Annotated in this window: 32 protein-coding genes and 1 other annotated feature (1 of these 33 cut by a window edge); of the genes, 2 read left to right on the top strand and 30 right to left on the bottom strand. The window is 31.6% G+C overall.

The features are described 5' to 3' along the window. Nucleotides 1-26 (bottom strand) — a sequence feature (ribosomal protein L10 leader region) (it extends 99 nt beyond the left edge of the window). A 44-nt stretch (nucleotides 27-70) separates the two neighbouring features. The 24 genes from ACLUJM_RS06670 to ACLUJM_RS06555 all read right to left on the bottom strand — a co-directional run bounded on the left by ACLUJM_RS06670 (nucleotide 71) and on the right by ACLUJM_RS06555 (nucleotide 16,951). Then, the gene (locus ACLUJM_RS06670) at nucleotides 71-1,216 is read right to left on the bottom strand and encodes an AI-2E family transporter (protein ID WP_294684469.1); all 1,146 of its coding nucleotides are present in this window, start codon (nucleotides 1,214-1,216) and stop codon (nucleotides 71-73) included. A 57-nt stretch (nucleotides 1,217-1,273) separates the two neighbouring features. Then, nucleotides 1,274-1,975, bottom strand: coding sequence for a 50S ribosomal protein L1 (gene rplA, locus ACLUJM_RS06665; RefSeq protein ID WP_002838605.1), 702 nt, complete (start codon nucleotides 1,973-1,975; stop codon nucleotides 1,274-1,276). Between the two features lie 38 nt (nucleotides 1,976-2,013). Continuing rightward, a complete protein-coding gene (rplK, locus tag ACLUJM_RS06660) occupies nucleotides 2,014-2,439 on the bottom strand; it encodes a 50S ribosomal protein L11 (protein ID WP_002835316.1) in 426 nt (141 codons plus the stop codon). Between the two features lie 88 nt (nucleotides 2,440-2,527). Continuing rightward, nucleotides 2,528-3,109 (bottom strand): transcription termination/antitermination protein NusG, encoded by a 582-nt coding sequence (nusG, locus tag ACLUJM_RS06655; RefSeq protein ID WP_316094877.1) that lies wholly within the window; start codon nucleotides 3,107-3,109, stop codon nucleotides 2,528-2,530. A gap of 18 nt (nucleotides 3,110-3,127) precedes the next feature. Beyond that, entirely contained in the window at nucleotides 3,128-3,346 is a 219-nt protein-coding gene (gene secE, locus ACLUJM_RS06650; protein WP_094205471.1) for a preprotein translocase subunit SecE, read from the bottom strand. 9 nt (nucleotides 3,347-3,355) lie between these two features. Beyond that, the gene (rpmG, locus tag ACLUJM_RS06645) at nucleotides 3,356-3,505 is read right to left on the bottom strand and encodes a 50S ribosomal protein L33 (protein ID WP_002835319.1); all 150 of its coding nucleotides are present in this window, start codon (nucleotides 3,503-3,505) and stop codon (nucleotides 3,356-3,358) included. A 76-nt stretch (nucleotides 3,506-3,581) separates the two neighbouring features. Beyond that, a complete protein-coding gene (gene efp, locus ACLUJM_RS06640) occupies nucleotides 3,582-4,139 on the bottom strand; it encodes an elongation factor P (protein WP_094224529.1) in 558 nt (185 codons plus the stop codon). A 57-nt stretch (nucleotides 4,140-4,196) separates the two neighbouring features. After that, entirely contained in the window at nucleotides 4,197-4,685 is a 489-nt protein-coding gene (locus ACLUJM_RS06635) for a molybdenum cofactor biosynthesis protein B (protein ID WP_002835321.1), read from the bottom strand. A 72-nt stretch (nucleotides 4,686-4,757) separates the two neighbouring features. Continuing rightward, nucleotides 4,758-5,105 carry a YraN family protein gene (locus tag ACLUJM_RS06630; protein ID WP_002835322.1) on the bottom strand — a complete coding sequence of 116 codons (348 nt, stop codon included), beginning with the start codon at nucleotides 5,103-5,105 and terminating at the stop codon, nucleotides 4,758-4,760. Then, the gene (locus ACLUJM_RS06625) at nucleotides 5,080-5,703 is read right to left on the bottom strand and encodes a ribonuclease HII (RefSeq protein ID WP_304065617.1); all 624 of its coding nucleotides are present in this window, start codon (nucleotides 5,701-5,703) and stop codon (nucleotides 5,080-5,082) included. Before ACLUJM_RS06625 ends, ACLUJM_RS06630 begins: the two co-directional genes overlap by 26 nt. Continuing rightward, on the bottom strand, nucleotides 5,690-6,547 hold the full coding sequence (gene ylqF / locus ACLUJM_RS06620; protein ID WP_294684466.1) for a ribosome biogenesis GTPase YlqF: 858 nt from the start codon (nucleotides 6,545-6,547) through the stop codon (nucleotides 5,690-5,692). Before ylqF ends, ACLUJM_RS06625 begins: the two co-directional genes overlap by 14 nt. A gap of 51 nt (nucleotides 6,548-6,598) precedes the next feature. Beyond that, nucleotides 6,599-6,946, bottom strand: coding sequence for a 50S ribosomal protein L19 (gene rplS, locus ACLUJM_RS06615; RefSeq protein ID WP_002835325.1), 348 nt, complete (start codon nucleotides 6,944-6,946; stop codon nucleotides 6,599-6,601). Then, entirely contained in the window at nucleotides 6,946-7,647 is a 702-nt protein-coding gene (trmD, locus tag ACLUJM_RS06610; protein WP_094203456.1) for a tRNA (guanosine(37)-N1)-methyltransferase TrmD, read from the bottom strand. The genes rplS and trmD overlap by 1 nt, the downstream gene beginning before the upstream one ends. Continuing rightward, the gene (rimM, locus tag ACLUJM_RS06605) at nucleotides 7,647-8,135 is read right to left on the bottom strand and encodes a ribosome maturation factor RimM (protein ID WP_294684465.1); all 489 of its coding nucleotides are present in this window, start codon (nucleotides 8,133-8,135) and stop codon (nucleotides 7,647-7,649) included. The genes trmD and rimM overlap by 1 nt, the downstream gene beginning before the upstream one ends. Beyond that, nucleotides 8,135-8,365, bottom strand: a complete 231-nt coding sequence (locus tag ACLUJM_RS06600; RefSeq protein WP_002835328.1) for a KH domain-containing protein — start codon at nucleotides 8,363-8,365, stop codon at nucleotides 8,135-8,137. The genes rimM and ACLUJM_RS06600 overlap by 1 nt, the downstream gene beginning before the upstream one ends. Nucleotides 8,366-8,386: 21 nt before the next feature. Continuing rightward, nucleotides 8,387-8,638: a 30S ribosomal protein S16 gene (gene rpsP, locus ACLUJM_RS06595; RefSeq protein ID WP_002835329.1), complete on the bottom strand. Its 252-nt coding sequence runs from the start codon at nucleotides 8,636-8,638 to the stop codon at nucleotides 8,387-8,389. 19 nt (nucleotides 8,639-8,657) lie between these two features. Continuing rightward, complete coding sequence (gene ffh / locus ACLUJM_RS06590; RefSeq protein WP_294684463.1) at nucleotides 8,658-9,998, bottom strand: signal recognition particle protein; 1,341 nt, start codon at nucleotides 9,996-9,998, stop codon at nucleotides 8,658-8,660. Further along, the gene (gene ylxM / locus ACLUJM_RS06585) at nucleotides 9,988-10,353 is read right to left on the bottom strand and encodes a YlxM family DNA-binding protein (RefSeq protein ID WP_294684462.1); all 366 of its coding nucleotides are present in this window, start codon (nucleotides 10,351-10,353) and stop codon (nucleotides 9,988-9,990) included. The genes ffh and ylxM overlap by 11 nt, the downstream gene beginning before the upstream one ends. A gap of 115 nt (nucleotides 10,354-10,468) precedes the next feature. After that, the gene (locus ACLUJM_RS06580) at nucleotides 10,469-11,428 is read right to left on the bottom strand and encodes an NAD(P)H-dependent glycerol-3-phosphate dehydrogenase (protein ID WP_294684461.1); all 960 of its coding nucleotides are present in this window, start codon (nucleotides 11,426-11,428) and stop codon (nucleotides 10,469-10,471) included. Between the two features lie 11 nt (nucleotides 11,429-11,439). Beyond that, on the bottom strand, nucleotides 11,440-11,814 hold the full coding sequence (locus ACLUJM_RS06575) for a hypothetical protein (RefSeq protein ID WP_102164544.1): 375 nt from the start codon (nucleotides 11,812-11,814) through the stop codon (nucleotides 11,440-11,442). A 117-nt stretch (nucleotides 11,815-11,931) separates the two neighbouring features. After that, entirely contained in the window at nucleotides 11,932-13,404 is a 1,473-nt protein-coding gene (locus ACLUJM_RS06570; protein WP_294684460.1) for an aspartate ammonia-lyase, read from the bottom strand. 164 nt (nucleotides 13,405-13,568) lie between these two features. Then, nucleotides 13,569-14,861: an NAD(P)H-dependent oxidoreductase gene (locus ACLUJM_RS06565; RefSeq protein WP_294684459.1), complete on the bottom strand. Its 1,293-nt coding sequence runs from the start codon at nucleotides 14,859-14,861 to the stop codon at nucleotides 13,569-13,571. Continuing rightward, nucleotides 14,862-16,085 (bottom strand): NAD(P)/FAD-dependent oxidoreductase, encoded by a 1,224-nt coding sequence (locus tag ACLUJM_RS06560; RefSeq protein ID WP_294684458.1) that lies wholly within the window; start codon nucleotides 16,083-16,085, stop codon nucleotides 14,862-14,864. Between the two features lie 629 nt (nucleotides 16,086-16,714). Beyond that, on the bottom strand, nucleotides 16,715-16,951 hold the full coding sequence (locus ACLUJM_RS06555) for a glutaredoxin family protein (protein WP_035109230.1): 237 nt from the start codon (nucleotides 16,949-16,951) through the stop codon (nucleotides 16,715-16,717). An 83-nt stretch (nucleotides 16,952-17,034) separates the two neighbouring features. Between ACLUJM_RS06555 and ACLUJM_RS06550 the strand changes: the two genes are divergently transcribed. After that, nucleotides 17,035-17,355 carry a hypothetical protein gene (locus ACLUJM_RS06550; protein ID WP_294685728.1) on the top strand — a complete coding sequence of 107 codons (321 nt, stop codon included), beginning with the start codon at nucleotides 17,035-17,037 and terminating at the stop codon, nucleotides 17,353-17,355. 43 nt (nucleotides 17,356-17,398) lie between these two features. On the opposite strand, the gene ACLUJM_RS06545 is transcribed toward ACLUJM_RS06550, so the two are convergent. The 5 genes from ACLUJM_RS06545 to dnaX all read right to left on the bottom strand — a co-directional run bounded on the left by ACLUJM_RS06545 (nucleotide 17,399) and on the right by dnaX (nucleotide 21,053). Continuing rightward, nucleotides 17,399-17,701, bottom strand: a complete 303-nt coding sequence (locus ACLUJM_RS06545; RefSeq protein WP_002838595.1) for an AzlD domain-containing protein — start codon at nucleotides 17,699-17,701, stop codon at nucleotides 17,399-17,401. Further along, nucleotides 17,694-18,386, bottom strand: a complete 693-nt coding sequence (locus ACLUJM_RS06540) for an AzlC family ABC transporter permease (protein ID WP_294685730.1) — start codon at nucleotides 18,384-18,386, stop codon at nucleotides 17,694-17,696. Before ACLUJM_RS06540 ends, ACLUJM_RS06545 begins: the two co-directional genes overlap by 8 nt. A 78-nt stretch (nucleotides 18,387-18,464) precedes the next feature. Then, the gene (gene recR / locus ACLUJM_RS06535) at nucleotides 18,465-19,073 is read right to left on the bottom strand and encodes a recombination mediator RecR (protein WP_294685731.1); all 609 of its coding nucleotides are present in this window, start codon (nucleotides 19,071-19,073) and stop codon (nucleotides 18,465-18,467) included. A gap of 16 nt (nucleotides 19,074-19,089) precedes the next feature. Continuing rightward, nucleotides 19,090-19,431 carry a YbaB/EbfC family nucleoid-associated protein gene (locus tag ACLUJM_RS06530; RefSeq protein WP_294685733.1) on the bottom strand — a complete coding sequence of 114 codons (342 nt, stop codon included), beginning with the start codon at nucleotides 19,429-19,431 and terminating at the stop codon, nucleotides 19,090-19,092. Between the two features lie 8 nt (nucleotides 19,432-19,439). After that, nucleotides 19,440-21,053: a DNA polymerase III subunit gamma/tau gene (gene dnaX / locus ACLUJM_RS06525; RefSeq protein WP_412412488.1), complete on the bottom strand. Its 1,614-nt coding sequence runs from the start codon at nucleotides 21,051-21,053 to the stop codon at nucleotides 19,440-19,442. 161 nt (nucleotides 21,054-21,214) lie between these two features. On the opposite strand from dnaX, the gene ACLUJM_RS06520 reads away from it, so the two are divergent. Beyond that, nucleotides 21,215-21,991, top strand: coding sequence for a ZIP family metal transporter (locus ACLUJM_RS06520; protein WP_094206949.1), 777 nt, complete (start codon nucleotides 21,215-21,217; stop codon nucleotides 21,989-21,991). Nucleotides 21,992-22,035: 44 nt separating this feature from the next. Here the strand turns inward: ACLUJM_RS06520 and nox are convergent, their stop codons facing one another. After that, entirely contained in the window at nucleotides 22,036-23,373 is a 1,338-nt protein-coding gene (gene nox / locus ACLUJM_RS06515) for a H2O-forming NADH oxidase (RefSeq protein ID WP_294685737.1), read from the bottom strand. Between the last annotated feature and the right edge of the window lie 98 nt (nucleotides 23,374-23,471).

Below are 23,471 nucleotides of genomic sequence, written 5' to 3'. Positions count from 1 at the left end.
GTCTTCGGTAGCCCAAATTAATTACTTGATTATTATATCATATTCAATGAATATGTCAACACTTTTTTTATTATTTTTCTTCAATAATACAAATGTTTTTGTCTTCTAATTTCTTTTTCTTATATCTGTACAATAATTCATAGATTGTAGCAAATATTGGAACGAAAATAAGCATACCAACAATACCACTTACTGCCGCCCCTATGATAACTGCAACTAAAACCCAAATAGATGGAAGTCCTACAGAAGAACCAACAATTCTAGGATAAGTTACATTACCATCAAATTGTTGAAGAACAATTATGAAAATCACAAACATAATCGCTTTTGAAAAAGATTCGATTAAAATAATCAAAGCTCCTAGAGCAGCTCCTAGTATCGCTCCAACCAGTGGAATCAACGCTCCAAAACCAATTAATACACTAACTGTTGCAGCGTTTGGAATCTTCAACAAATACATTCCTATGAAACACATAAACCCAAGCATAAATGCTTCGATAAATTGGCCTTTGAAGAACGAGTAAAATTTTTCGTAAGCGACTTTGAAGAAAACAATAATTCTTTTTGCAGTTTTCCCGCTGAAGAAAACATAAGTTAATTCTGTGAATTGTCTTCTCAACGTTTCTTTTGAGAATAATAAATAAATTGCAAAAGTAAACGAGACTACAAAACTAAGTACAACAGAAAATACTGTGCTAATTCCAAAAAATACATTGTTCAATATATCCAATCCATTTTTAGTTAAATAAGGCTTCAATTTTACAAACAAATCGTGAGTGCTTGTTATAGCGTATGTGTCGTAAATTTTATCTAATTGTTTTGCTATTTCTGGATATTTTCTTAGCTTTTCAACCAACACCGGAATACCTTGTATTAGTGATTTAATAGCCTCTAAAAAATTAGGAATTATAAGTGTCACTACAAATGTTAATATCGCACTAACTATTACTAAGCTTATTAGCAGAGATATTGCCCTTTTTAGACCCGGCTTCGAAGTCCATTTTTTTAAAAGTTTATTCTCAATAAAATTCATCGGCATATTCAATACAAAAGCTAATGCAGCACCAATAATAAATGGAGATATAATCGCCATAAAAGTGCCCAATGCATTTCCTATTGATTTTCCATTGAACAAAAGATATGCCAAAATAACCGGAACGATTAATATAGTAATTCCTATTTGGATTTTTCTTTTGTCATCTTTTAATAATTTCATTTTTTCCTCCGAATTTAAGAAAAGCCACTTTTACGGTGGCTAAAAATTTCTTATATATTATTCTTTTGCAAATTGTAATGGATTAACCTTGATTCCAGGGCCCATTGTTGAAGCAATTGTTAAAGATCTAATATATTTACCTTTTGATGAAGCTGGTTTTGCTTTCAATATTGCTTGCATTAACGCATTGATGTTTTCAGCAATTTTTTCTTCTCCGAAAGAAACTTTACCAACTGGAACGTGAATAATATTGCTCTTGTCAGTTCTATATTCAACTTTACCAGCTTTGATTTCTTTGATTGCACTTGTAACATCCATAGTTACTGTACCAGCTTTAGGGTTTGGCATTAAACCTTGAGGTCCTAAGATTCTACCAATTCTACCTACTACACCCATCATGTCTGGAGTAGCTACTGCAACATCAAATCCTAACCAACCTTCTTTTTGGATTTTTTCTGCTAAATCTTCTGCTCCTACAAAATCTGCTCCTGCAGCTTTTGCTTCTTCAGCTTTTTCACCTTTTGCAAATACAGCTACCTTTTGGTCTTTACCTGTACCATGAGGAAGTACGATAGTACCACGAACTTGTTGGTCAGCGTGTCTACTATCTACACCTAATTTTGCGTGTAATTCTACTGATTCGTCAAATTTAGCTTTAGCAGTTTCAACAACTAATTTACTTGCTTCGTCTAATTTATATTCAACTGTTCTATCAATTAATTTTGCACTTTCTTGATATTTTTTACCTTTTTTTGCCATATAATCCTCCTTGTGGTTCTAACGAACTAAATCTCCCACTATTCTTCTACTGTAACTCCCATACTTCTTGCTGTACCTTTAATCATACTCATAGCAGATTCTAAGTTTGCTGCATTTAAGTCAGGCATTTTAATTTCAGCAATTTTCTTAACTTGTTCTTTAGTTAATTGTCCAACTTTAGTTTTATTAGGTTCTCCTGAAGCAGAATTTAATCCTAATTCTTTTTTAATAAGAACTGGTGCTGGTGGAGTTTTTGTTATAAATGTGAATGATCTATCTTGGTATACAGTCATAACAACTGGAATAATCATTCCCATTTGGTCTTGAGTTTTTGCATTAAACTCTTTTGTAAATTGCATTATATTAACACCGTGAGGTCCAAGTGCTGTACCTACTGGTGGTGCAGGTGTTGCTTTACCTGCAGGAATTTGTAACTTTACTATTGCTTGTACTTTTTTAGCCATATTAGTTCCTCCTTAAACTATTGTGGTTATCGGGGCTAACCTCCCACATCGATCTATATGAAATTAATTAAATAACTTATATTCAAATTTATATTTTTTCGATATCATCAAAGCTAATTTCAACAGATGTGTCTCTGCCGAACAAGGAAATTAAAACTTTACAGATAGCTTTTTCAGTATTTATTTCTTCAATAATACCTACTTGATCGCTAAATGCTCCAGAAACAATATTCACATTGTCTCCCACATTAACATCAATTTCTTTTTTAGAGTAAGATTGATTTTTAAGAGCGAATTTTTGGATTTCCTTTTCACTAACTGCTACAGGTTTGGATTCTGGTCCTACAAATCCTGTAACACCTCTGGTATTTCTAACTAAATACCATGAGACATCGGTAATTTTCATCTTAACGAAAACATAACCGGGGAAGATCTTTCTTTCTTTTAACTTTTTAGCTCCACCGACCTCTGAAACATATTCTTCAGTAGGTACTACTACTTCAAATATATTGTCGATATAACCACGATTTTCTACCATTTTTTCAATATTAACTTTTACTTTACCTTCGTGTCCAGAGTAAGTATGTACTACATACCATTTTCCCTCTTTGGCACGTTCCTTAAAATCTTCAGTTGCATTTTCAATAAATGTGTTATTTTTTTCGGTCATTGTGGATACTGTTCCTTTCTAAATAAATAGTCCAATTAAACGTTGGAACACAGTATCTAATCCGTATACGATTAATGCAACTATAAAGGAAATTATAACTACTACTATTGAGTATTCTAAAGTTTCCTTTGGTGTCGGCCAGACAATTTTATTCCATTCAGTCTTCACGCCTTTCAAAAATCCTTGATTTTTTTGGGCTGATTTTTGATTAGAATTTTGCGTATTTTTCGCTGCCATAAGCTCCTCCTATCTTGTTTCCTTGTGTAGAGTGTGCTTTTTACAGAATTTACAATACTTGTTAGTTTCCACTCTATCAGGGTGAAGTTTTTTATTCTTTTTAGTAGTGTAATTTCTGCTCTTGCATTCAGTACATTCTAAAATTACTTTATCTCTCATATTAGACCTCCTCTATTAGTATGGACAAAATCCACCGTACTACTTTATCATAAACGCGTTGAAAAGTCAATAAATACTAAACTCTTGACAAATATTCTCCAGTTCTTGTATCTATCTTGATTTTATCTCCTTCGTTTACAAATAAAGGTACGTTAACTGTAGCGCCTGTTTCTACAGTAGCTGGTTTTGTAGCTCCTGTTGCAGTGTTACCTTTAATACCAGGTTCTGTTTGAGTGATTTCTAACTCAACAAAGTTTGGCGGAGAAACTTGGAATGCTTTACCTTTGAAAAATTTGATTGTTGCCATATCATTTTCCTTTATATAAAGAATAGCTTCTTCAACACTAACTTTATCAATTGGTAATTGTTCATAAGATTCTGGGTCCATGAAATAATATAAAGTTCCATCGTTGTATAAGTATTGCATTTCTCTTGTTTCAATTCTAGCTTCTTCATATTTTTCGTTAGGATTGAATGTCATGTCTCTGTTTGAACCAGTCATAACTGATCTGATTTTTGTTCTTACAAAAGCTGCACCTTTTCCTGGTTTAACGTGTTGGAAATCTATAATTTGCCATACATCTCCATCCATTTCAAAAGTTGTGCCTTTTCTAAAATCTCCTGCTTGTATCATATATACCTCCTACAATTATCTATCATATATTATACATTACTAATTAATTATGAACAACTATTTTCTCGCACATTCTGATGCATCGCCTTGTAAAATTTTCAAAGCGTGATCTAACGTATCAATTATGTATTCCAAACTTTCTTCAACAGCCTTAGGACTACCCGGCATATTTATTATGAGGGAGTTTTTTCTAATAACTGAAACAGCTCTTGAAAGCATTGCTCTTTTTGTAATAGTCATCGAATAATTTCTAATCGCTTCACTAATTCCCAAACAAAGTTTTTCTGAAACTTCTAATGTAGCCTCAGGAGTTACATCTCTTTTTGAAAATCCAGTTCCACCCGTAGTCAAAATCAACTCAATATTTTCATTGGAATACTCGATTAATTTTTCTTTTATAAGTTCTTTTTCATCTGCTACAATATCATATTTTTCTAATTTATAGCCGTTTTTTTCGATAATTTCTATAATTTTTTTACCACTTAAATCTTCTCTTTTTCCTTGAGAACCCTTGTCTGATACTGTAAGCACTGCTACTTTATACATATTAAAACCTCTTTGTGTCAATATATTTGCTTGACCTTGATATTATATAAAAATACTAGCCCATTGTCAATATTAAAATGCGTCAATATAGTGATTTAATTTGAAATTATCCAAATAAATTTCTATCACATCAAATCTAGGCTGATAATCGTACAAATCATTTTTGTCGATATAAATTTCTGTTGTTTTTCTTATTCTGTCTTGTTTTCCCAAAGTTACAAAATCAGAAGGAGCGCCGAACTTATCATCAGTCCTTGCTTTTACTTCAACTATGACCAAATAATTTTCGTAAGTGCAAACTATGTCTAGTTCCCCAATTCTCTCGGAATAATTCCTGTCAATAATTTCGTAACCTTTTTCTATTAAATATTCACAAGCGTAATCCTCGGCAAATTTACCTCGGTTTTTTTCCATTTTCATATAATTTCCTCAAAAAAGTTTTTCTATGAAGCGGACACTCTCCATATTCAAGTATCATTTCTCTGTGAAATTTAGTTCCATATCCCTTGTGTTTTTCAAAACCGTATTGTGGATAGATAGTAGCCATATCCTTCATGTACTCATCTCTTATAACCTTTGCTACAATTGATGCACAAGAAATCGGATATAATTTTTCGTCACCTTTGACAAATGACATTTGTTTAATATCTGTGTCAATAATTTCTGCATCAATTACAATCAAATCAGGTTTTATGAATTTATTGTCCTTTGTTTTCAGACTTTCTACAGCTCTTTTCATAGATAATCTCGTGGCTTGCTTGATGTTAATCTCATCAACCACACTTTGATCCACAAAATTTACACTGTATGCCAAAGCTTGATCCAAAATCATATCCTTGAATTTAATTCTCTTTTTTTCAGAAAGCTTTTTTGAGTCAGTGACTCCTTCTATTATCTCACAATTTTTAGGCATAATAATTGCACATGTCACAACAGGACCTGCTAATGGTCCTCTTCCAACTTCATCTACGCCACAAATTAATTCTTCCCCAAATTCGTTATAATCAATCGCAAACATCTTCTAATGAAATTCTTCCTAACTTTGTTTTTCTAAATTCATCTATAACTATTGATGAAACTTTAGAATAATCAATATTTTTTCCTTTTAACAAACAGCCACGTCTTATAGCAATATCATCCATTATTTCGATTGTTTCCTTGTTTTGTGTATCAATCGAATATCTTTTTTCTAAAATTTGTGGATCAATACTCATTAGTTTCTCGATGAGCTTGTACGCTAAGTTTTCTTCATCCAAAATTTCATCTTTGATAGCCCCAGTAAATGCCAAATTCAGGCCAATTTCATTATCTTCGAATTTTGGCCACAAAACACCTGGTGTATCCAACAATTCCATCTTACCTTTTATTCTAATCCACTGATTAGTCCTTGTAACACCTGGAGTGTTTCCTGTTTTGGCAGATTGTCTGTTGGATAATTTGTTGATTATAGTAGATTTTCCAACATTTGGAATACCAACTATCATCATTCTAATAATTTCTGATTTTATGTTTTTGTCTTTTCTATTAGCAAGTACATCTTCTAAAATCTTTTTAGCTGTTGGCTCAATTTTATCCAAATTTTTACCGTTTTTGCTATCAATTGGAAGTGCTGTTATATTTTTCTTTGCAAAATAATTAATCCAGTTTTGTGTAATTTTAGGATCTGCCATGTCCATCTTGTTCAATAAAATCAATTGCGGCTTATCCTTTAAGATATCTTCTATAACTGGATTCATGGATGATCTTACAATTCTGCTATCCACAAGAACCAAAACTATGTCGACAAGTTTCATGTTTTCTTTTATCTTGTCAATAGCTTTTTTCATGTGCCCTGGATACCAGTTTATATTATTAATGTCCATATTATTTCCTTTCCATCTAAAAAAAGTACTGAGAAAACCTCAGCACTCAATTTAGAATTTTTGCTTTTCTTTAACTTTAGCAGCTTTACCTTCTCTGTGTCTTAAGTAGAATAATTTTGATCTTCTTACTTTACCTTCTCTAACTAATCTTACGTTAGTTACTCTTGGTGAGTTGATTAAGAAAGTTCTTTCTACTCCTACACCGTAAGCTAATCTTCTTACTGTGAAAGTTCTTCTAAGTCCAGTTCCTTGCATTTTAATTACAGTTCCTTCATAAACTTGAACTCTTTCTTTATTACCTTCTTTGATAAGGTAGTCTACTTTTACAGTATCGCCAACATGAAAGTCGAACTTATTTTCTCTTAATTGTTCATCTTCTAATGTTTTTATAATATCCATTATGATCCTCCTTGGTTTTTTTCTTTCAGATATTTCTGATATATATCTTCTCTTTTAAGTTTAGTGTTGTTTAGTCTTGATTTTTCTCGCCACTGTTCGATTTTTTCGTGATTTCCTGATAATAAAACTTCAGGAACTTCATATCCGTTAAATACTCTGGGTCTTGTGTAGGAATCTTCCTGTAGCAATAAATTGTAGTGCGAATCTGTCTTATAACTTTCATCATTTCCCAAAACATCGTTAATCATTCGGCTTACACAATCTATAAGAACCATAGCTCCTAATTCTCCACCAGTCATAACATAATCTCCAATAGAAATCTCCTCATCACAATAATGATTGATGATTCTACTGTCGACACCTTCGTAATGGCCACAAAGAATGACTATTTCTTTTTCTTTTGAAAGTTCTATACACTTTTGTTGATTAAGAACTTTCCCTTGAGGAGACATAAACACAACTTTTGATTTGTTTTTGTTCACATCTTCCAAGCAGTCATAAATTGGTTGGCAAGTCATAAGCATCCCAGCTCCGCCACCATATATCTCATCGTCTACCTTTTTGTGTTTATTTTTAGTGTAATCTCTAATATTAACCACTTCAAGTTCAATGAGATTGTTTTGGATTGCTTTTCCTATGACTCCGTATGATTTTAAGTAATCAAAACTTTCTGGAAATAATGTGAGAATTATAAATTTCATCACATACCCTCAATTATAACTACATCGATTAATCCATTTTCTAAATCTATTTTTTTAATGAACTCTTTTACAGCAGGTATCATAAATTCTTTTTCATCATTTTTAATTACATATACATCATTACTATAAACGCTCAAAACTTCAACCAAATCTCCGATGTATTCACCATTACTATAAGCTTTCAAGCCTATCAAATCGTCAATGTAAAAGCTTCCATCTTTCAATTCGTATCTGTCTTTTTCATCTATATATAAAAACTGTTTTTTGAATTCAAGAACTTCATTAATATCGTTAAATTCTTCAAAATCAATGTACAAAAAACCCTTGTACATTCTATAATTTTGAATATTGACCTCAACTTTTTTATTCCCGAGATAATAACAAATATCTTCGTCAAATCTTTCGATATTATCAGTCAACGGTCTCATTTTAAGACATCCTTTAATACCGTGAGTATTGAGCACTTCTGCTACAGCTATATATTCCATTATTGCAAAATATCTACGACAACTTTTTCGCCACTCTTAATAGCCGCTGCCTTAGTAATAGTTCTAATTGCCTTGGCAATTTTCCCTTCTTTTCCTATAATTTTCCCCAAATCTTTGGAATCTGCTTTAATTTCTATAATAACCGTATGTTTGTCTTGTCTTGATGTTACTTCAACTGCTTCTTTGTTATCAACTAACGCAGTAGCAATTGTTTTAACTAATTTTTCCATGACAACTCCCAACTTGTATTATTATTTTGCTTCGTAAACTCCATTATTTTTAAATAATCTGTCTACTGTATCTGTAGGTTTTGCACCGTTTTTAATCCATTGTTGAACTTTTTCGCTATCAACTTTAACAGTTTTTTCTTCAACTAATGGGTTGTAATATCCGATTTCTTCGATGAATTTACCATCACGAGGACATCTTGAATCTGCGACAACTATTCTATAAAATGGTTTCTTCTTTGCTCCCATTCTTTTCAATCTAATTTTTACTGACATAATTTACCTCCATAACTTATTATCTAAAAAAAGGCATTTTCATTTTACCTTTTTTACCAAATTTCTTTTGTAGCGCTCCCATATTTTTCATCATAACTTTCATTTCTTTGAATTGTTTCAAAAGTTTGTTAACCGCTACTTGATCTTGACCGCATCCTTTAGCAATTCTTTTTCTTCTAGATATGCTAATGATATCTGGATTTTCTCTTTCTTCTTTGGTCATAGATTTAATAATTGCTTCAATCTTATCAAATTCTTTGTTATCGAAATTCACTTGTTTAAGCATTTTACTATCCACGCCAGGAATCATTGCAAGAATATCTTGCATAGGTCCCATTTTTTTGATTTGCTGCATTTGGTCAAGAAAATCATTAAAGTCAAAACTTTGAGCTTTAATCTTTTCTTCTAATTCTTTTGCCTTCTTCTCGTCAAATTGATTTTGTGCTTTTTCGATAAGGCTAAGAACATCTCCCATACCCAAGATACGTGATGCCATTCTGTCCGGATGGAACGGCTCTAAATCTCCAAGTTTTTCACCTACACCTATAAATTTAATAGGCTTATCTGCTACTTGTCTGATTGATAAAGCAGCACCACCTCTTGCATCACCGTCTAACTTAGTAAGGATAATTCCTGTAATATCCAAATCCTCGTTAAACTTAGCTGCAACATTCACTGCATCTTGTCCAGTCATCGCATCTACAACTAACAAAATATCTGAAGGATTAACTTCTTGTTTAATATTTTTTAGCTCATCCATCAAAGTATCGTCAATATGAAGACGACCGGCAGTATCTATAATTACATAATCAATGTTCTTTTTCTTAGCTTCTTCGATTGCTTTTTTTGAAATTTCAACGGGATTTGTTTGTCCCATTTCAAATACTTCTACACCAACTTTTCCACCAACAACTTGAAGTTGTTTAATGGCAGCAGGTCTGTAAATATCACACGCTACAAGTAAGACGCTTTTGTTTTTGTTTTTCAAACTCAATGCAAGTTTTCCGGCATGAGTTGTTTTACCTGCCCCTTGCAAACCGCAAAGCATAATTACCGTAGGTTTCATTGGTGAAACGTTAAGTTTTTCTTCCTTTTCACCCATCATTTTAGTTAATTCTTCATTAACTATTTTAATAACTTGTTGACCTGGAGTAAGACTTTCTAAAACAGAAGAATCGATAGCACGTTCTTTTACTTGAGATATAAAATCTTTAACAACTTTATAGTTAACGTCCGCTTCCAATAAAGCAAGTTTAACTTCTCTCATTGCAACATCTATATCTTTTTCTGTCAACTTTCCTCTGTTGGTCAATTTTGACAAGGCATTTTGTAATTTATCGGACAAATTTTCAAATATCATTTCCCACATCCTCTAAATCATTTAAGAAATTTTCTATATCTATAATGATATTTTCAATTTCTTTGCTTTTGATTTCTGGTGACAAAGAGAAAAGATCATTTCTGATTTTTCTAAGAAATTGATGACTCTTTTTTGATTTTTCAATTAAGCCAAGTTTTTGTTCGTATTCATAAAGCTTATTTTCAGCTCTTTTCAAACTATCACTTACAGCTTGTTTTGAAATATCACAAATTTGAGCAATTTCATTTAATGACAAATCCTCATTGTAGTACTTGTCAATTACATCGTATTCTCTTTTCGTAAGCAATTTACCATAATAATCAAACATCATGGTAATATTTAATAATTTTTCCATTCAATCACCGTCAACCTTTTTACTTGACTTGTATATTATATAAACTTAAAATCTATTTGTCAAGCATTTTAATCAAAAAAAGAAGTGCTTTTTTGCACTTCTAATTTGTTTTTCATTAATAAAATTCTTTTTTCAAACTTCTACTGAATAATTTGTCGATTTCTTCTTCGCATTTCGAATTTTCGTACAAAACTTTGTACACTGCATTGTTTATTGGTAAATCCAAATTCATTTTGTCTGCTTGTAATTTAATAGCTTTTACAGTGTAGTATCCTTCAGCTAATTTGTCGTATTTTTCTGATTTTGCATACATTTCTCCAAACATTCTGTTGTGAGAATATTGCGAGAACACCGTAGCCTCATAATCTCCAAGATGGCAAAGACCGTATGCGCTAAGCTCTTGGCCTCCAGATGCCTTAATAAACCTTGCAACTTCTCTACAACCTCTACTCATCAAAGCTCCCTTCAAAGAACTTATTTTCATTCCATCCAACATTCCTGCAGCAATTCCAATTACATTTTTGTAAGCTGCGCCGATTTCATTTCCAATCAAATCTTGTCCATAATAAAATCTAATCAAATCTGAACTGTAATTTTCAATCAACAATTCTTTCACATCTTCATCTTCCGAATCAATTACCATACAATTTGGAACATTGCGGTAAAATTCTTGTGGATGACCTGGACCGATCCAAGCTGCAACTTTGTTAGATCCATCCATAATTTCTTTGCAGACTTCTGATAATCTTTTTCCAGTCGAAATCTCAATCCCCTTCATATTAGTAACGATAATTTTATCCTTAATTCCAATAGACTTAAGTTCTTCACACACATTTCTAAAACCTTGTGCATTTATACTAACATGAATAACATCACATTCTTTTGCTCTTGTGATATCATCGGTTAATTCTAAATCATCTTGCAAAGTAATAATTCCATTGCTACGACTTTTCTTAAAGTTTTCGAAATCTTCAGTTCCATTCAAACCATACAACAAAACTTCATGACCAATTTTTTTCAAATACCAAGCGATGAAACTTCCCCATCTGCCAGGCCCTATAACCATAATTTTCATCATATACCTCTTTATTTCTTTTTGTTAGATTTCTTATTATTTTCTTTATTAATAGCTCTCATTCTAATCATATTCATCCACAAAAGTGTGTTATAAATTAAAAATGTTAGATATGTTAAGAACACATATACCTTATTAGGATGGTAATAAATCAACATAAAACCTATTAACAAAACGATAAAACTTCCGTATTCGAATTTTGTTCTTTTTCTTTCAAGACTTTTTGGTAAAATCATTTTATTTTGCGACGCATAAACTGCCCACGCAAGTAAAATTAACAACGATATTATGTTGTGGCCTCTAAGTAGAGTAGATACGAAAACCACCATTAAAACATTTGATATCGCCAATATAACATTGTCTGCATTTTTAGTATTATTTTTCATCATATCACCTAAATAAATTATAACATATTAGCAAATTTAAAATAATGTAAAACTTTTAGTTCGTAATAAAAAATCCTGTTATCAAATACTCGATAACAAGATTTTGTCAACATAAAATTATTTTTTTGCTTTTTGTTCCTTGTCTTCTAGTTTCTTTTTTTCGATGTAAGCTTGTTGTTTTTGTTTAATCAAATACTCAGCTGCAATTCCTGGCATTGTCATAGCAATAGGATCCAAGATTTCTTTCAATTCATCTTCTGTCAGGATTTTTTCGTCCAATACGATATTTCTAACTGTAATTCCCGTACTCAAAGCACGCTTAGCAATTTCAGCGGACTTCTTATATCCAATATGAGGAACTAATGCTGTTACAATTCCAACGGATTTTTCTACGTCATTTGAAAGTTTTTGTCTGTTTGGTTTAATTCCAAGTATACAATTTTCTCTGAAAGTTTTCACTGCGTTAGTTAATATAGATATTGATTCGAACAAACTATCAAATAACACTGGTTCAAAAGCGTTTAGTTCTAATTGTCCGTGTTCAGCACACATTGTAACTGTATTATCATTTCCAATAATCCTGAATACAACTTGATTAACAACTTCTGGAATTACAGGATTTACTTTACCTGGCATTATTGATGAACCATTTTGTCTAGCTGGAAGTTCAATATCTCCAACCATAGTTTTTGGTCCTGAACTCATTAATCTCAAATCACTTGCCATTTTTGACAAACTTACTGCAGTTGATTTTACTGCTGATGATATCTCTACAAGTCCATCCAAGTTATTAGTTCCATCTATTAAATCCTCTGCTTGATGCAAATCAAATCCTGTTAGTTCAGCTAAAATCGGAACAATGTTGGTAAAGTAAACTTTGTCTACATTTACACCTGTACCAATAGCAGTAGCTCCCATATTTATAGATTCAATTTGATCAGATGATCTTCTAATTCTCTTGATATCTCTTTTGATTACTGAATAGTATGCGTGGAATTCTTGTCCCAATCTAATTGGAACTGCATCTTGAAGTTGAGTACGTCCCATTTTAAGCACGTCATCAAATTCTACAGATTTATTAAGTAAAGAAATTTCCAATTGTTTTAATTCATTTAAGGCTTTTATTAATAATCTTAAAGTTGCAATTTTACCTGCAGTTGGAAAAACATCATTTGTCGATTGGCTCATGTTTACATGGTCGTTTGGATGAACATATTCATAAGTACCCAATCCTCCGCCTAGTTTTTCATTAGCGATATTTGCGATAACTTCGTTTGCATTCATGTTAGCAGTAGTACCTGCTCCACCTTGAATAGGATCAGTTAAAAATTGATCGTGATATTCTCCTTCAAGGATTTTGTCGCAGGCGTAAACGATTGCGTTTTTGACATCTTCTCTCATAATTCCTGCTCTGTGGTTTGCAATCGCACACGCTTTTTTAACAATCGTTAATCCATAAATCAATTCTTCGTGTAAAGTTCTTCCTGTTATAGGGAAATTTTCCATTCCTCTTAAAGATTGTACTCCGTAGTATGCATCTTTTGGAACTTGTTTTTCTCCAACACTATCAGACTCTAATCTGTAATCCATATTAACCCCCAAAAACGTTTATTTATTACATTACAAATTGATATTAACACTTTTGAAATCCATTGTCAAAAATTTATAAATTTTTATTTTCAAAATAAAAATCAGCCGAGATTTTAAAGTTTTGCAAAAACTTTTTTATCGGCTGATTCTAATTTTTTATAATTTTACAATCCCAATTCGTCTTGTCTTTTACGAAGTTTTGTGATGATATGATTTTCATCCAAATTAACCATATCATAAGTAATCAATGTATCTTTTGGTATATCCACTTTCGCTGTAGTTTTTTCTGTGATGATAGGCATTGGCAACAAATTATTTTCCATTTGATGTTTGTGAGATGTTATTTTACCGAAGCAATCGTGTCCACCAATTCCTTCAATTTTTTGGCCTTTTTTGATGTCTCTTTTTGCAACTGTGATTGTATCAGAAACTTGACCGTATTTTGGATAAATTGTAGGTTCTTTTTCTACAATTGCATCGTAAATTGTAAGTGGAGTTTCCAGACTTGTCAAATGATATGGTCTGTACAAAGTATAGTTCGGTCCTTTACCCATTGACAAATATTCCATCAAATCGTGAACCTCGTTTGTGTCGTGAGTAACAATTGCAAAAACTCCCGGCGCAACTCCAAACGCAAAATCAACTATATTGTAATTATTTAAAATACCGCCTTGTTCTTTTAATTTGAATTTGTCTGCGATGTCGTGAATGTTTGTTGTAATTCCATGACAACCCAAAACATCAGGAGTAAATCCCAATGCATTTGCTACGGCTGTAAGTTCAATCATAGTGTTAGTTCCATCTACAAATGATGTCAACATTTTTGGAACCAGTCCTTTTGACAAAGCTTCTTCTCTCAAAATATCTTCATTAGTGTAATTATCCAATGGATTGTTCTTGCCTTTACCTACAGCTAATAATTTGAATCCCAATCCAAGTGCAAAATCTGACAGTTGGATTATAGCTCCTGGCTCATCTCCAGCAGATCCAGTGTATACAACGCCTTTTTTCTTTGCCATTTCATTTAAAATTGGTCCTACAACAGCATCACATTCTACATTTAATAAAATAGTATGTTTTTCGTGTTCAATGCTTTCTACTGCAAGTTGTGTTCCAAATGGAGGATTTCCTGTCGCATCAATTACTCCATCAATCATATCTAACTTGTAGCTCAAAGTATAATCATCACTGACAACGAACGAATTATTTTTAATAGCATTTTCTGCAACTTTCAAATCAGTTGTTTTGACAATATCCACATCTTTTACGCCTGCCTTTCTCAAAGCAGTCACGCACTTGTCAACGTGTCTATCTATAATAACAGAAGGTCTCATTCCTTTAATTCTACTCAACTGACTTACAAGACCTGATCCCATTTTGCCACAACCAACCAAACCTACTCTAACTTTTTGACCGTGGTTATCTAAGTCAACAAGTTTTCTTTGCATTTTATTCATTTAGCTCTCCTTTTTAATTATAGACATCGCACATGAATACGCCGATGAAAAAGCCCATTGAAGATTGTATCCACCACAATCTCCGTCGACATCCATAATCTCACCAATAATGTACAGATTTTTAATTTTTTTTGATTCCATAGTAGAAGGATTGATTTCATCTGTGTCGACACCACCACAAGTTATCTGACCAGAATCCTCATCCTTGTATCCACTAACACTAAATTCCAAATTTTTAAGAGTGTGTGCTAATTTGTAAATTTCTTCCTTGCTTAGCTCGCACACATTAATATCATAATTTATACCTGCTTGATTCAAAACTTCTTCAATCAAATTATCGTTAATCAAGCCTACCAACAACTCTTTTATTTTCTTATAATAATTTAAAGATATTATGTAGATTAAGTGTTCGTACAATTTATTCTCATCCAAATCCACAGTATCTATTCTTATTTTGACATCTAATCCCTTGTTTTTAGCTCTGATAGCTTCACCTGATAACTGCAAAATAGTTGGTCCACTAATTCCGTAATCAGTAAACAAAACATCGTGATAAAATTCAAAAACTTCTTTTCCGTCCACTACAAGCTTCGCATTAGCCTTGAATTTAGTTCCGCTCATTTTTTTGAAACTATCTCCATTAAGCCTCAATTGCACAATTCCTGGATGAGTTTTCACGATATTGTGTCCCAATTTTTTCATAAGAATGTATCCATTTCCGTCAGACCCACTTTTCTTGTAAGCCTTAGACCCACAAGCAACGATTAAATAATCAAACTTGTAAATTGAATCATTGGATTTTACTTCAAAAACATTGCCGTTTTTTCTAACATCATCAACGAAACTATCGAAAATAAATTCTACTTCCAGATGATTTGCCAAACACATCATTTGTTTTACGATTGATGAAGCTTGCAAACTTTTCGGGAAAATCTTGCCATTTTCAAGCTCAACCTCGGGAATTCCCATATCATTGAAAAATTCTATAACATCGTAGTTATCAAATTTTTTTATAGCACTTATTGTAAACTTCGGGTTTTCTCCGTGATAGTTTTTGTAAGATACATTTCTATTAGTAAAATTACACCTACCATTACCTGTTGCATAAATCTTCTTCAAAGCGTTGGCATTTCTTTCGATAACAGTTGTGTCTATGTAATTTTGTTTTAAAATTAAAGCCGCAAAAACTCCACTAGCTCCCGCACCTATAATTCCTACTTTCATTTTCCCCTCAATTCCCTAAATCGTAATCAATTTGTAACTTATTAAATACAAATATATGATAGTATGTAGTTAACAATAAATGGTTGTTCATCCTCCTAATATGAACTTGCCAATGTTATTTAATAATAGCAAATCTATCCCAAAGATTTGCTATTTTTTATTACGATATTTATTCTATCATAAATTGCTCAAATTATTATAATCAAATATTTATAACATTCAAAAATCGAATTTTTCCAAATTTTAAATGATAATTAATATTGACAAGTCAAGGGCATTTTTTTAAAATGAAAATGAGAATTGCATTCACTATTATTTTCCCTAATATAAAAGGAGGTATTAATGAAATACAAAAATACAAAAAGAGTAATAGGATTTATTTATTTAATCACATTAATAATCATGTTTTTAAATTTCAACGAAATAATCAAGTTGAATAGATTAATCGAAGGTTCTCTTATTTTTTTTAACATAATATTATGTATTATATACTATAACGTACTTAATAAAAACTAGAAATAATCATAAAAAACAGTGATGCAATTCTCTCTATAAATTATAGTAAACTTTTACAAAAATAACAATACAAAAAATGCTACATACATTAGTATGTAGCATTTTTAAAATTTTTATTGGAATTTTTCGTCCAAGAATTTTATAATATCCATTGATTCATACATTGGTTTTCCATCAATGAAAAGACAAGGTACTTGGTCTTGTCCACCTTTTTCGATAAGGTATTTTTCGTTAGCTTCATCAGCTTTGATGTCTACTAATTCAACATCCTTAATTCCTTTTTTTTCTATAAATCTTAGAACTTTCTTGCAGAATGGGCAAGTTTCTTTGTAATACAATTTTAAATCCATAATAATCTCCTTTTCGTTAAATTCTTTGGTAAAATATATATACCCGAATGGAAAATATATAAACATGAACAAAAGGAGTTTTTATGATAACATATAAAATAGATGTGTACATTCCTGAAGATTACGTCGATTTGTTAATAAAAAAACTAGGTCAAGAAAAAATTATAACCATAGGAAATTACGATTATTGTTATACTACATCGAAAGTAAAAGGTCATTTCATGCCTAATAATTTGGCAAATAATTTTTCTGGCGAAAAAAATATTATCAACGAAGTTGACGAAATCAAATTAGAATTTCGCACGACAGAAAATAATATCAAAAAATGTATACAAATTATCGAAGATATTCACCCATATGAAGAATGCGTTTATGATATTTTCGAAATAAAAAATTTTAAATAATAAAAACCTTCTGCGGCTTGAATTTAAGCTACAGAAGGTTTTTTTAGAAAAATTTCAAACAAACAAATGCTGTTAGAACTGCTAATATAATTGTTAGTCCAACATTTTCTTTCAAATAAGCTATAATAATCGCTACGATTGAAGCTACAATTGTAGGAATTAACATTTCGCTTGAAGCTGTAAGAATTCCCCTTATAACCATAATACTTAATGATGTATATGGTATTATATTTAAAAATTCGGCGGTTTGTCTAGAAAGTTGTTTTCCTTTTAAATATTTAAGAGGTATTATCTTAGGAACAGCTGTAACTAAGCTACATAATAAAATTAAAATTATATTATACATTTTGACCTCTTTTCATAATTACTTTCAATCCGATGTATGATGATAATATAATTGCTAGGATTATATCCCATCCAGATGGTATAAATTTCAAATAAAAAATAATTGCATAAGTTAATACACCAATTAAACTAACCACCAAACCGTTTGAACTTTTCTTAATCGATGGTACAACAAGTGCTATGAACATCGCAGTAAGTCCAACTTCAAGTGATGTTTGGACTGATTTTGGCATTAATTGTCCTATTAAATATCCCACAGGTGTAAATATTCCCCACGCCAAATAAGGTCCTAATTCAACTGCCAACGCAAATTCCGTATTAAGTTTTTCTCTGTTAAAGCTCATCACTGAAAATGCTTCATCTGTTAACATAAATCCAATCACAGGAAGTGCTTTCGGATTTATTTTTTCAGTATGTATTCCAAGTGATGTCGACATTATGAATAATCTTAAGTTTAATAAAAATACCGATAACACAATAGAAAACATACCCACTCCAGCACCTAATAATTCAACTGCCATGAATTGTGCTGCTCCAGAATAGAAAACAAAAGAAAACAAAATCGAATCCAACATGCTGATGTTTTGACCTTTGCATAACAATCCAAAAGCCATTGCTATAGGAATATATCCCAACATAATCGGAGACGAAAATTTGATTGCTTCTTTAATTCTATTTGAATCCATTAAATTTTCCTCCATTCCATCTTTATTACAAACATTTAAACGTAAGAAATCATAATCTACAAGATTTGCAGATTATGATTATTTTATTTCTCTTCTATCCAAGATAGCCTTGTATAAGCTCATTTCATCATAATATTCCAAATTGGCTCCTAATGGTACTCCCATTGCAATTCTAGAAATTTTTACGTTATATTCTTCATTTTTAAGAACTTCTATTATGAAGTTAGTTGTTAAATCTCCATTCGTAGTTGGTGATAATGCTAGGATAACTTCCTTGACATAATCTTTTTTACATCTCAAAAACAAATTCTCCAAGTTCAAATCTTGTGGAGCAATATTATCTCTTGGGGATAATAATCCTCCCAAAACATGATATTTCCCATTGTACTCTCTAGTTTTTTCAATGGAAATTACATTCATAGAATCCTCAACTACAGTTATAACACTGTTATCTCTTTTTTGATCCGAACAAATATCACACAATTTTTTATCAGTGAGATTTCCGCAGTTTGCACATGGTTTAATATTTGTTTTAACATTTACAATGCTTTCAACAAGCTCATCTACCTTTTTAGGGTCCATATCTATTATTTTAAAAGCTAATCTTTTTGCGCTTTTTCTGCCAATAGTTGGCAAATTGGACAAATTCTTAATCAATTCGTCCATTGCTTTAGGGTATAGTGACAAATTTATCCCCCCTTATTTAAAATCCTGGAATGTTGATTCCTCCAGTGATTTTACCAAGTTCAGACTCACTCATGTCTATAACTTTTTTGATGGCGTCGTTAACTGCAACCATTACCATATCTTGAAGCATTTCAACATCTCCATCTTTCACCAAATCTTCATCTATTTTAATAGAAACTATTTCTTTTTTACCATTGGCAACAACTTCAATAGCTCCGCCGCCACTTGTTGCAGTAACTTCAGTTTCTTCTAATTTTTTTTGAGTTTCTTCCATTTGTCTTTGCATTTTTTGCATTTGTTTCATCATGTTACCCATGTTTCCCATGCCTGGCATTCCGCCTCTAAATTTATTTCCCATAATTCCTCCTATTTTTCAATTATTTGGACATTATTTCCAAACAAATTTTGTAATTTTTTAACGTTTTCGTTTTCTTTTTTCTCTTTCTCCTCATCAATTTGTATATCCAAAACTTTAAAATCATAATGCGGTTTCAGTAATTGTTCGATAACTTTCTTGTGAGGAATCAAAGTATACAAATACAACTGATTTGTCTTCAAAATTAACTTATCACTTTCCAAACTAGCCTTAATATTGTCTACAACTTCATTTGGAACTTTATCGAAATCATTTAAAACTTCTCTTAATTTTCCAAATGAATCGTCAATAGTAGTATCATTTGTGTCTGCTTTGTCGATTTTTTCATCAGTCTTTATTATATCATTTTTATCGGATAATTCATCCTGTTTTTCTTCTTTTTCGGAAGATTTTTGTGAATTTTTGATATTTTTATCGATTTTTTCATCAAAGTCGTCAATTTTTTGATTAGAATTGATTCTAATTCCATTTTGTTCAATATTATTGATCTTATCTTCCAATGTGTTTACTCTAGCAATTAAATCATCATAATCAATGTAATCTATAAGTCTCATCACCAAAATTTCAAGCAGAGCTTTTTGATTATCGGCTTGTTTTAGCTTTTTCTGATGATCTATTACAATAGACATGCTTTCTACGATTTGCCTATTCGTTATGAGCTTGGATTGTTCATTGTATTCGTCGTTGTATTGTGTGTTGTTTTGCCTTATGTTTTGTAGACCATTTTTTGATAGCAACAAGTTTCTAAAATGATTCAACAATTCATCCATAACATTTTCAACAGGTTTGTTTTGTGATATCGTGTACAAATCATTCAGAACTTCTTTGGCATCTTTTTTTATTATACTATTGACTAGTTTGAAAATCCCCTTGTTGTCGACAATACCAAGTATATCATTAATATCTTGTTTTGTAATGTTGTCTTTTTCAATGCTTAATACTTGATCCAAAATAGATAAAGCATCTCTCATAGCTCCATCTGCCTTGTTAGCTATAAGTTCAATCGCATCATCGTCCATTTTTCTGTCCAAATCGTTCAGAATGTATTTTATATTATCTGAAATGTCCTTGGAATTTATCATTTTAAATTCATATCGTTGACATCTGGATAAAATAGTTTGTGGAATTTTGTCGATTTCAGTTGTAGCTAATATGAACACCAAATGTTTTGGTGGCTCTTCCATGATTTTAAGTAATGCGTTGAATCCTTCATTAGTAATCATGTGAGCTTCGTCTATGATATAAACTTTGTATTTTAATTTTGTAGGTGGATAAATTACCTTATCCCTAAGTTCTCTGATATCGTCAATTCTTCTGTTACTAGCAGCATCCATCTCCACAATATCTAATGTGGATTCTTCCAAAGAACTCAAACAATTTTCACACTTATTACACGGATTTCCGTCTTGCAAATCCAAGCAGTTAATCGCTCTCGCAAAAATTTTCGCACAACTTGTCTTGCCAGTTCCCCTTGAACCAGAAAAAATATACGCGTGAGAAATGTTTTTGGTTTCAATTTGATTTTTTAAAATATCTGTTATGTGTTTTTGTCCGTAAACTTTATCAAAAGTATCCGGTCTATATTTTCTATAAATAGCTTGCATACATACCTCGTTTCAATTATTAATACTACGAGTAATATTTTATTTGGTTAAATTTGGTAACAATTTTAATCTTTTAATATTATATCATATTTGATATTTCTTGAATTCATAGTAAAATAGTATTAGAAATTTTATTTTTAAAATTTTTAAAGGGGGATTTAATGATGAAAAATATTGACCCATTTTTATTGACAATGTTAGGGTTAATAGTTCCTGGTCTTCTAACCGGAGTAGGAGCAATCCCTGTTTTTTTCACAAGAAATGTAAGTCAAGGTAAGTTAGATGTATTTTTAGGGGCAGCTGCAGGCGTCATGCTATCTGCAACTTGTTTTTCTCTGATTTTACCTAGTATTGAAGAAAACGGTGGAGGCTTTAGAGGAGTTATAATCTCTTCACTAGGAATTTTAGCGGGAGCTGTGTTTTTGGATATAATCGACAAATACTCTCCGCATGAGCATTTATTAGACAAAAGAGTTGAAGGAAATCCTTCAGATTCTTTGAAAAAAATATGGTTGTTTGTAATTGCGATTACAATTCACAATTTCCCAGAAGGTATGGCAACTGGAGTTGGCTTTGGTGGAGATTCAGTGGCAAACGGGCTTCCAATCGCAATAGGAATTGGTCTACAAAATATGCCTGAAGGTTTGGCTGTTGCTTTGTCTTTGGTTAGAGAAAATTACACAGTCAAAAAAGCATTCTTAATCGCATTATTTACAGGATTAGTAGAACCAATAGGTGCGTTTTTGGGTTACGGACTTGTAACTTGGTTCTCACCTATTTTGGGATTTATTTTGGCTTTTGCCGGAGGCGCAATGCTTTTTGTAATTAGCGACGAAATCATTCCTGAAACTCACAGCAACGGATATGAACGCCAAGCAACTTACGGAATTGTAATTGGATTTATTATAATGATGATTTTGGATGTTGCTCTTGGCTAAATAAAAAAGCGGCTACTAGTTAAAGTAGTCGCTAATTTTTTTGATTATAACGCTTGAATAGCTGCCATAGTTACATAGTTGTATGGTTGGTTGTAATGTGGCAAGAAGAATATATCTGTTAGTGCTAATTTATCGATAGTAACGTGTTCTTGAATTGCCAAGCTGAACATGTGAATCATCATTGAAATATCATATTCACTCATTATTTGGCAACCTTTTATTTCGCGTGAATTTTTGTCGTAAACAATTCTGATAGTAACTTCTTTGTTGTTTTCTTCCATAAATGGTGGCTTTTGTAAATCTGTGAAATCAGTGTATTCAACTTCCATTCCCAATTTTTCAGCATTTCTAACTGTTAAACCTGTTGATACCATGCACAAATCGTAAATCTTAATTCCGTTTGATCCTTGAACACCGTTTGATTCTAATTTTGTTCCACAAACATTGTGACCAGCTACTATACCACTTCTAACAGCATTTGTAGCCAATGCAACATATTCGTATTTTCCTGTTGCATTATTGAAAATAACTGTTGAATCTCCAACTGCAAATACATTTTCATCTGAAGTTTGTTGGTGTTTGTCAGTGATTATCGCCTTATGATCGTTTAATTTCAAATGATCTTTTGCAAGTGAACTGTTTGGTTTAAAACCAATAGACATAACAACCATATCGCAATCGTATTCTGCTTTGTCAGTTATTACCTTATTTACTTTTCCATCAGTTCCTTCTAATTTTACAACTTCTTCATTGAATACTAAATTTACACCGTGATTTTTAAGATTTTCTTCCATTTTCTTGCAGAATTTGTCGTCATAATAACCTCTTAAAACAGTATTACCGTGTTCTATCAATGTTGATTCTTTGCCTAATCTTTTAAAAGCTTCAGCAAGTTCTGTTCCTATGTAGCCTGCACCTACCACTACAACTTTTTTAATATCTTCGTGATTAATCTTGTCTATGACTGATTGTGCATCTTGGAAAATTTTAACTTTTTGAACATTTTCCAAATCCATTCCTTCGATATCTGGTAAAATTGGTTGAGATCCTGTAGCTAATACCAATTTGTCGTAAGATTCTTGAATTTCTTTTCCGTCTTTGTCTTTTGCATAAACAATTTTTTTGTCGTAGTCGATGTTTTCTACTTTAGTTTCCATGTGAACTGTAGCGCCTTTTTGTTCAAAAACCTCTTTGCTACAATAAAATAATTTTTCTGGACCTTTAATTTGCTTTCCAATCCACAATGCCATTCCACAACCTAAGAAAGAAATATTGGAATTTTGATCAAAAATTACTAATTCTTCATCTTTGTAGTTATCCAATATTGTGTTCGCGCAAGCTGTACCTGCATGGTTAGCTCCAATTAAAACTATTTTACTCATTATATTGCCTCCTTTTTTTATTTCCTACTAGATTTGTAGGATTAATAAGTAAAAAAATATTTGTTTGATAAATAACAAATCTTTACGCCTATAATTAT

This window comes from Finegoldia sp., assembly GCF_046991905.1.
GTDB lineage: Bacteria > Bacillota > Clostridia > Tissierellales > Peptoniphilaceae > Finegoldia.
The sequence above is the reverse complement of the archived record's forward strand: the minus strand, read 5'-3'. Positions and strand labels throughout refer to the sequence as shown.

What these genes read in the sequence shown, in the direction of transcription:
- nusG (WP_316094877.1), bottom strand. Translation starts at nt 3,109, where the DNA reads ATGACCGAAAAAAATAACACATTTATTGAAAATGCAACTGAAGATTTT.
- ACLUJM_RS06635 (WP_002835321.1), bottom strand. Translation starts at nt 4,685, where the DNA reads ATGTATAAAGTAGCAGTGCTTACAGTATCAGACAAGGGTTCTCAAGGA.
- ylxM (WP_294684462.1), bottom strand. Translation starts at nt 10,353, where the DNA reads ATGGAAAAATTATTAAATATTACCATGATGTTTGATTATTATGGTAAA.
- ACLUJM_RS06540 (WP_294685730.1), bottom strand. Translation starts at nt 18,386, where the DNA reads ATGGATTCAAATAGAATTAAAGAAGCAATCAAATTTTCGTCTCCGATT.
- dnaX (WP_412412488.1), bottom strand. Translation starts at nt 21,053, where the DNA reads ATGCAAGCTATTTATAGAAAATATAGACCGGATACTTTTGATAAAGTT.
- ACLUJM_RS06550 (WP_294685728.1), top strand. Translation starts at nt 17,035, where the DNA reads ATGATAACATATAAAATAGATGTGTACATTCCTGAAGATTACGTCGAT.
- ACLUJM_RS06560 (WP_294684458.1), bottom strand. Translation starts at nt 16,085, where the DNA reads ATGAAAGTAGGAATTATAGGTGCGGGAGCTAGTGGAGTTTTTGCGGCT.
- rpsP (WP_002835329.1), bottom strand. Translation starts at nt 8,638, where the DNA reads ATGTCAGTAAAAATTAGATTGAAAAGAATGGGAGCAAAGAAGAAACCA.
- ACLUJM_RS06580 (WP_294684461.1), bottom strand. Translation starts at nt 11,428, where the DNA reads ATGAAAATTATGGTTATAGGGCCTGGCAGATGGGGAAGTTTCATCGCT.
- rplS (WP_002835325.1), bottom strand. Translation starts at nt 6,946, where the DNA reads ATGGATATTATAAAAACATTAGAAGATGAACAATTAAGAGAAAATAAG.
- ACLUJM_RS06565 (WP_294684459.1), bottom strand. Translation starts at nt 14,861, where the DNA reads ATGAATAAAATGCAAAGAAAACTTGTTGACTTAGATAACCACGGTCAA.
- ACLUJM_RS06630 (WP_002835322.1), bottom strand. Translation starts at nt 5,105, where the DNA reads ATGAAAATGGAAAAAAACCGAGGTAAATTTGCCGAGGATTACGCTTGT.
- trmD (WP_094203456.1), bottom strand. Translation starts at nt 7,647, where the DNA reads ATGAAATTTATAATTCTCACATTATTTCCAGAAAGTTTTGATTACTTA.
- ACLUJM_RS06545 (WP_002838595.1), bottom strand. Translation starts at nt 17,701, where the DNA reads ATGTATAATATAATTTTAATTTTATTATGTAGCTTAGTTACAGCTGTT.
- rimM (WP_294684465.1), bottom strand. Translation starts at nt 8,135, where the DNA reads ATGGAATATATAGCTGTAGCAGAAGTGCTCAATACTCACGGTATTAAA.
- ACLUJM_RS06570 (WP_294684460.1), bottom strand. Translation starts at nt 13,404, where the DNA reads ATGGATTACAGATTAGAGTCTGATAGTGTTGGAGAAAAACAAGTTCCA.
- efp (WP_094224529.1), bottom strand. Translation starts at nt 4,139, where the DNA reads ATGATACAAGCAGGAGATTTTAGAAAAGGCACAACTTTTGAAATGGAT.
- ACLUJM_RS06530 (WP_294685733.1), bottom strand. Translation starts at nt 19,431, where the DNA reads ATGGGAAATAAATTTAGAGGCGGAATGCCAGGCATGGGAAACATGGGT.
- nox (WP_294685737.1), bottom strand. Translation starts at nt 23,373, where the DNA reads ATGAGTAAAATAGTTTTAATTGGAGCTAACCATGCAGGTACAGCTTGC.
- ACLUJM_RS06670 (WP_294684469.1), bottom strand. Translation starts at nt 1,216, where the DNA reads ATGAAATTATTAAAAGATGACAAAAGAAAAATCCAAATAGGAATTACT.
- ylqF (WP_294684466.1), bottom strand. Translation starts at nt 6,547, where the DNA reads ATGGACATTAATAATATAAACTGGTATCCAGGGCACATGAAAAAAGCT.
- ACLUJM_RS06625 (WP_304065617.1), bottom strand. Translation starts at nt 5,703, where the DNA reads ATGTTTGCGATTGATTATAACGAATTTGGGGAAGAATTAATTTGTGGC.
- secE (WP_094205471.1), bottom strand. Translation starts at nt 3,346, where the DNA reads ATGGCAGCGAAAAATACGCAAAATTCTAATCAAAAATCAGCCCAAAAA.
- ACLUJM_RS06555 (WP_035109230.1), bottom strand. Translation starts at nt 16,951, where the DNA reads ATGGATTTAAAATTGTATTACAAAGAAACTTGCCCATTCTGCAAGAAA.
- rplA (WP_002838605.1), bottom strand. Translation starts at nt 1,975, where the DNA reads ATGGCAAAAAAAGGTAAAAAATATCAAGAAAGTGCAAAATTAATTGAT.
- rplK (WP_002835316.1), bottom strand. Translation starts at nt 2,439, where the DNA reads ATGGCTAAAAAAGTACAAGCAATAGTAAAGTTACAAATTCCTGCAGGT.
- ACLUJM_RS06600 (WP_002835328.1), bottom strand. Translation starts at nt 8,365, where the DNA reads ATGGAAAAATTAGTTAAAACAATTGCTACTGCGTTAGTTGATAACAAA.
- ACLUJM_RS06575 (WP_102164544.1), bottom strand. Translation starts at nt 11,814, where the DNA reads ATGAAAAATAATACTAAAAATGCAGACAATGTTATATTGGCGATATCA.
- ffh (WP_294684463.1), bottom strand. Translation starts at nt 9,998, where the DNA reads ATGATATTTGAAAATTTGTCCGATAAATTACAAAATGCCTTGTCAAAA.
- ACLUJM_RS06520 (WP_094206949.1), top strand. Translation starts at nt 21,215, where the DNA reads ATGATGAAAAATATTGACCCATTTTTATTGACAATGTTAGGGTTAATA.
- rpmG (WP_002835319.1), bottom strand. Translation starts at nt 3,505, where the DNA reads ATGAGAGATAAAGTAATTTTAGAATGTACTGAATGCAAGAGCAGAAAT.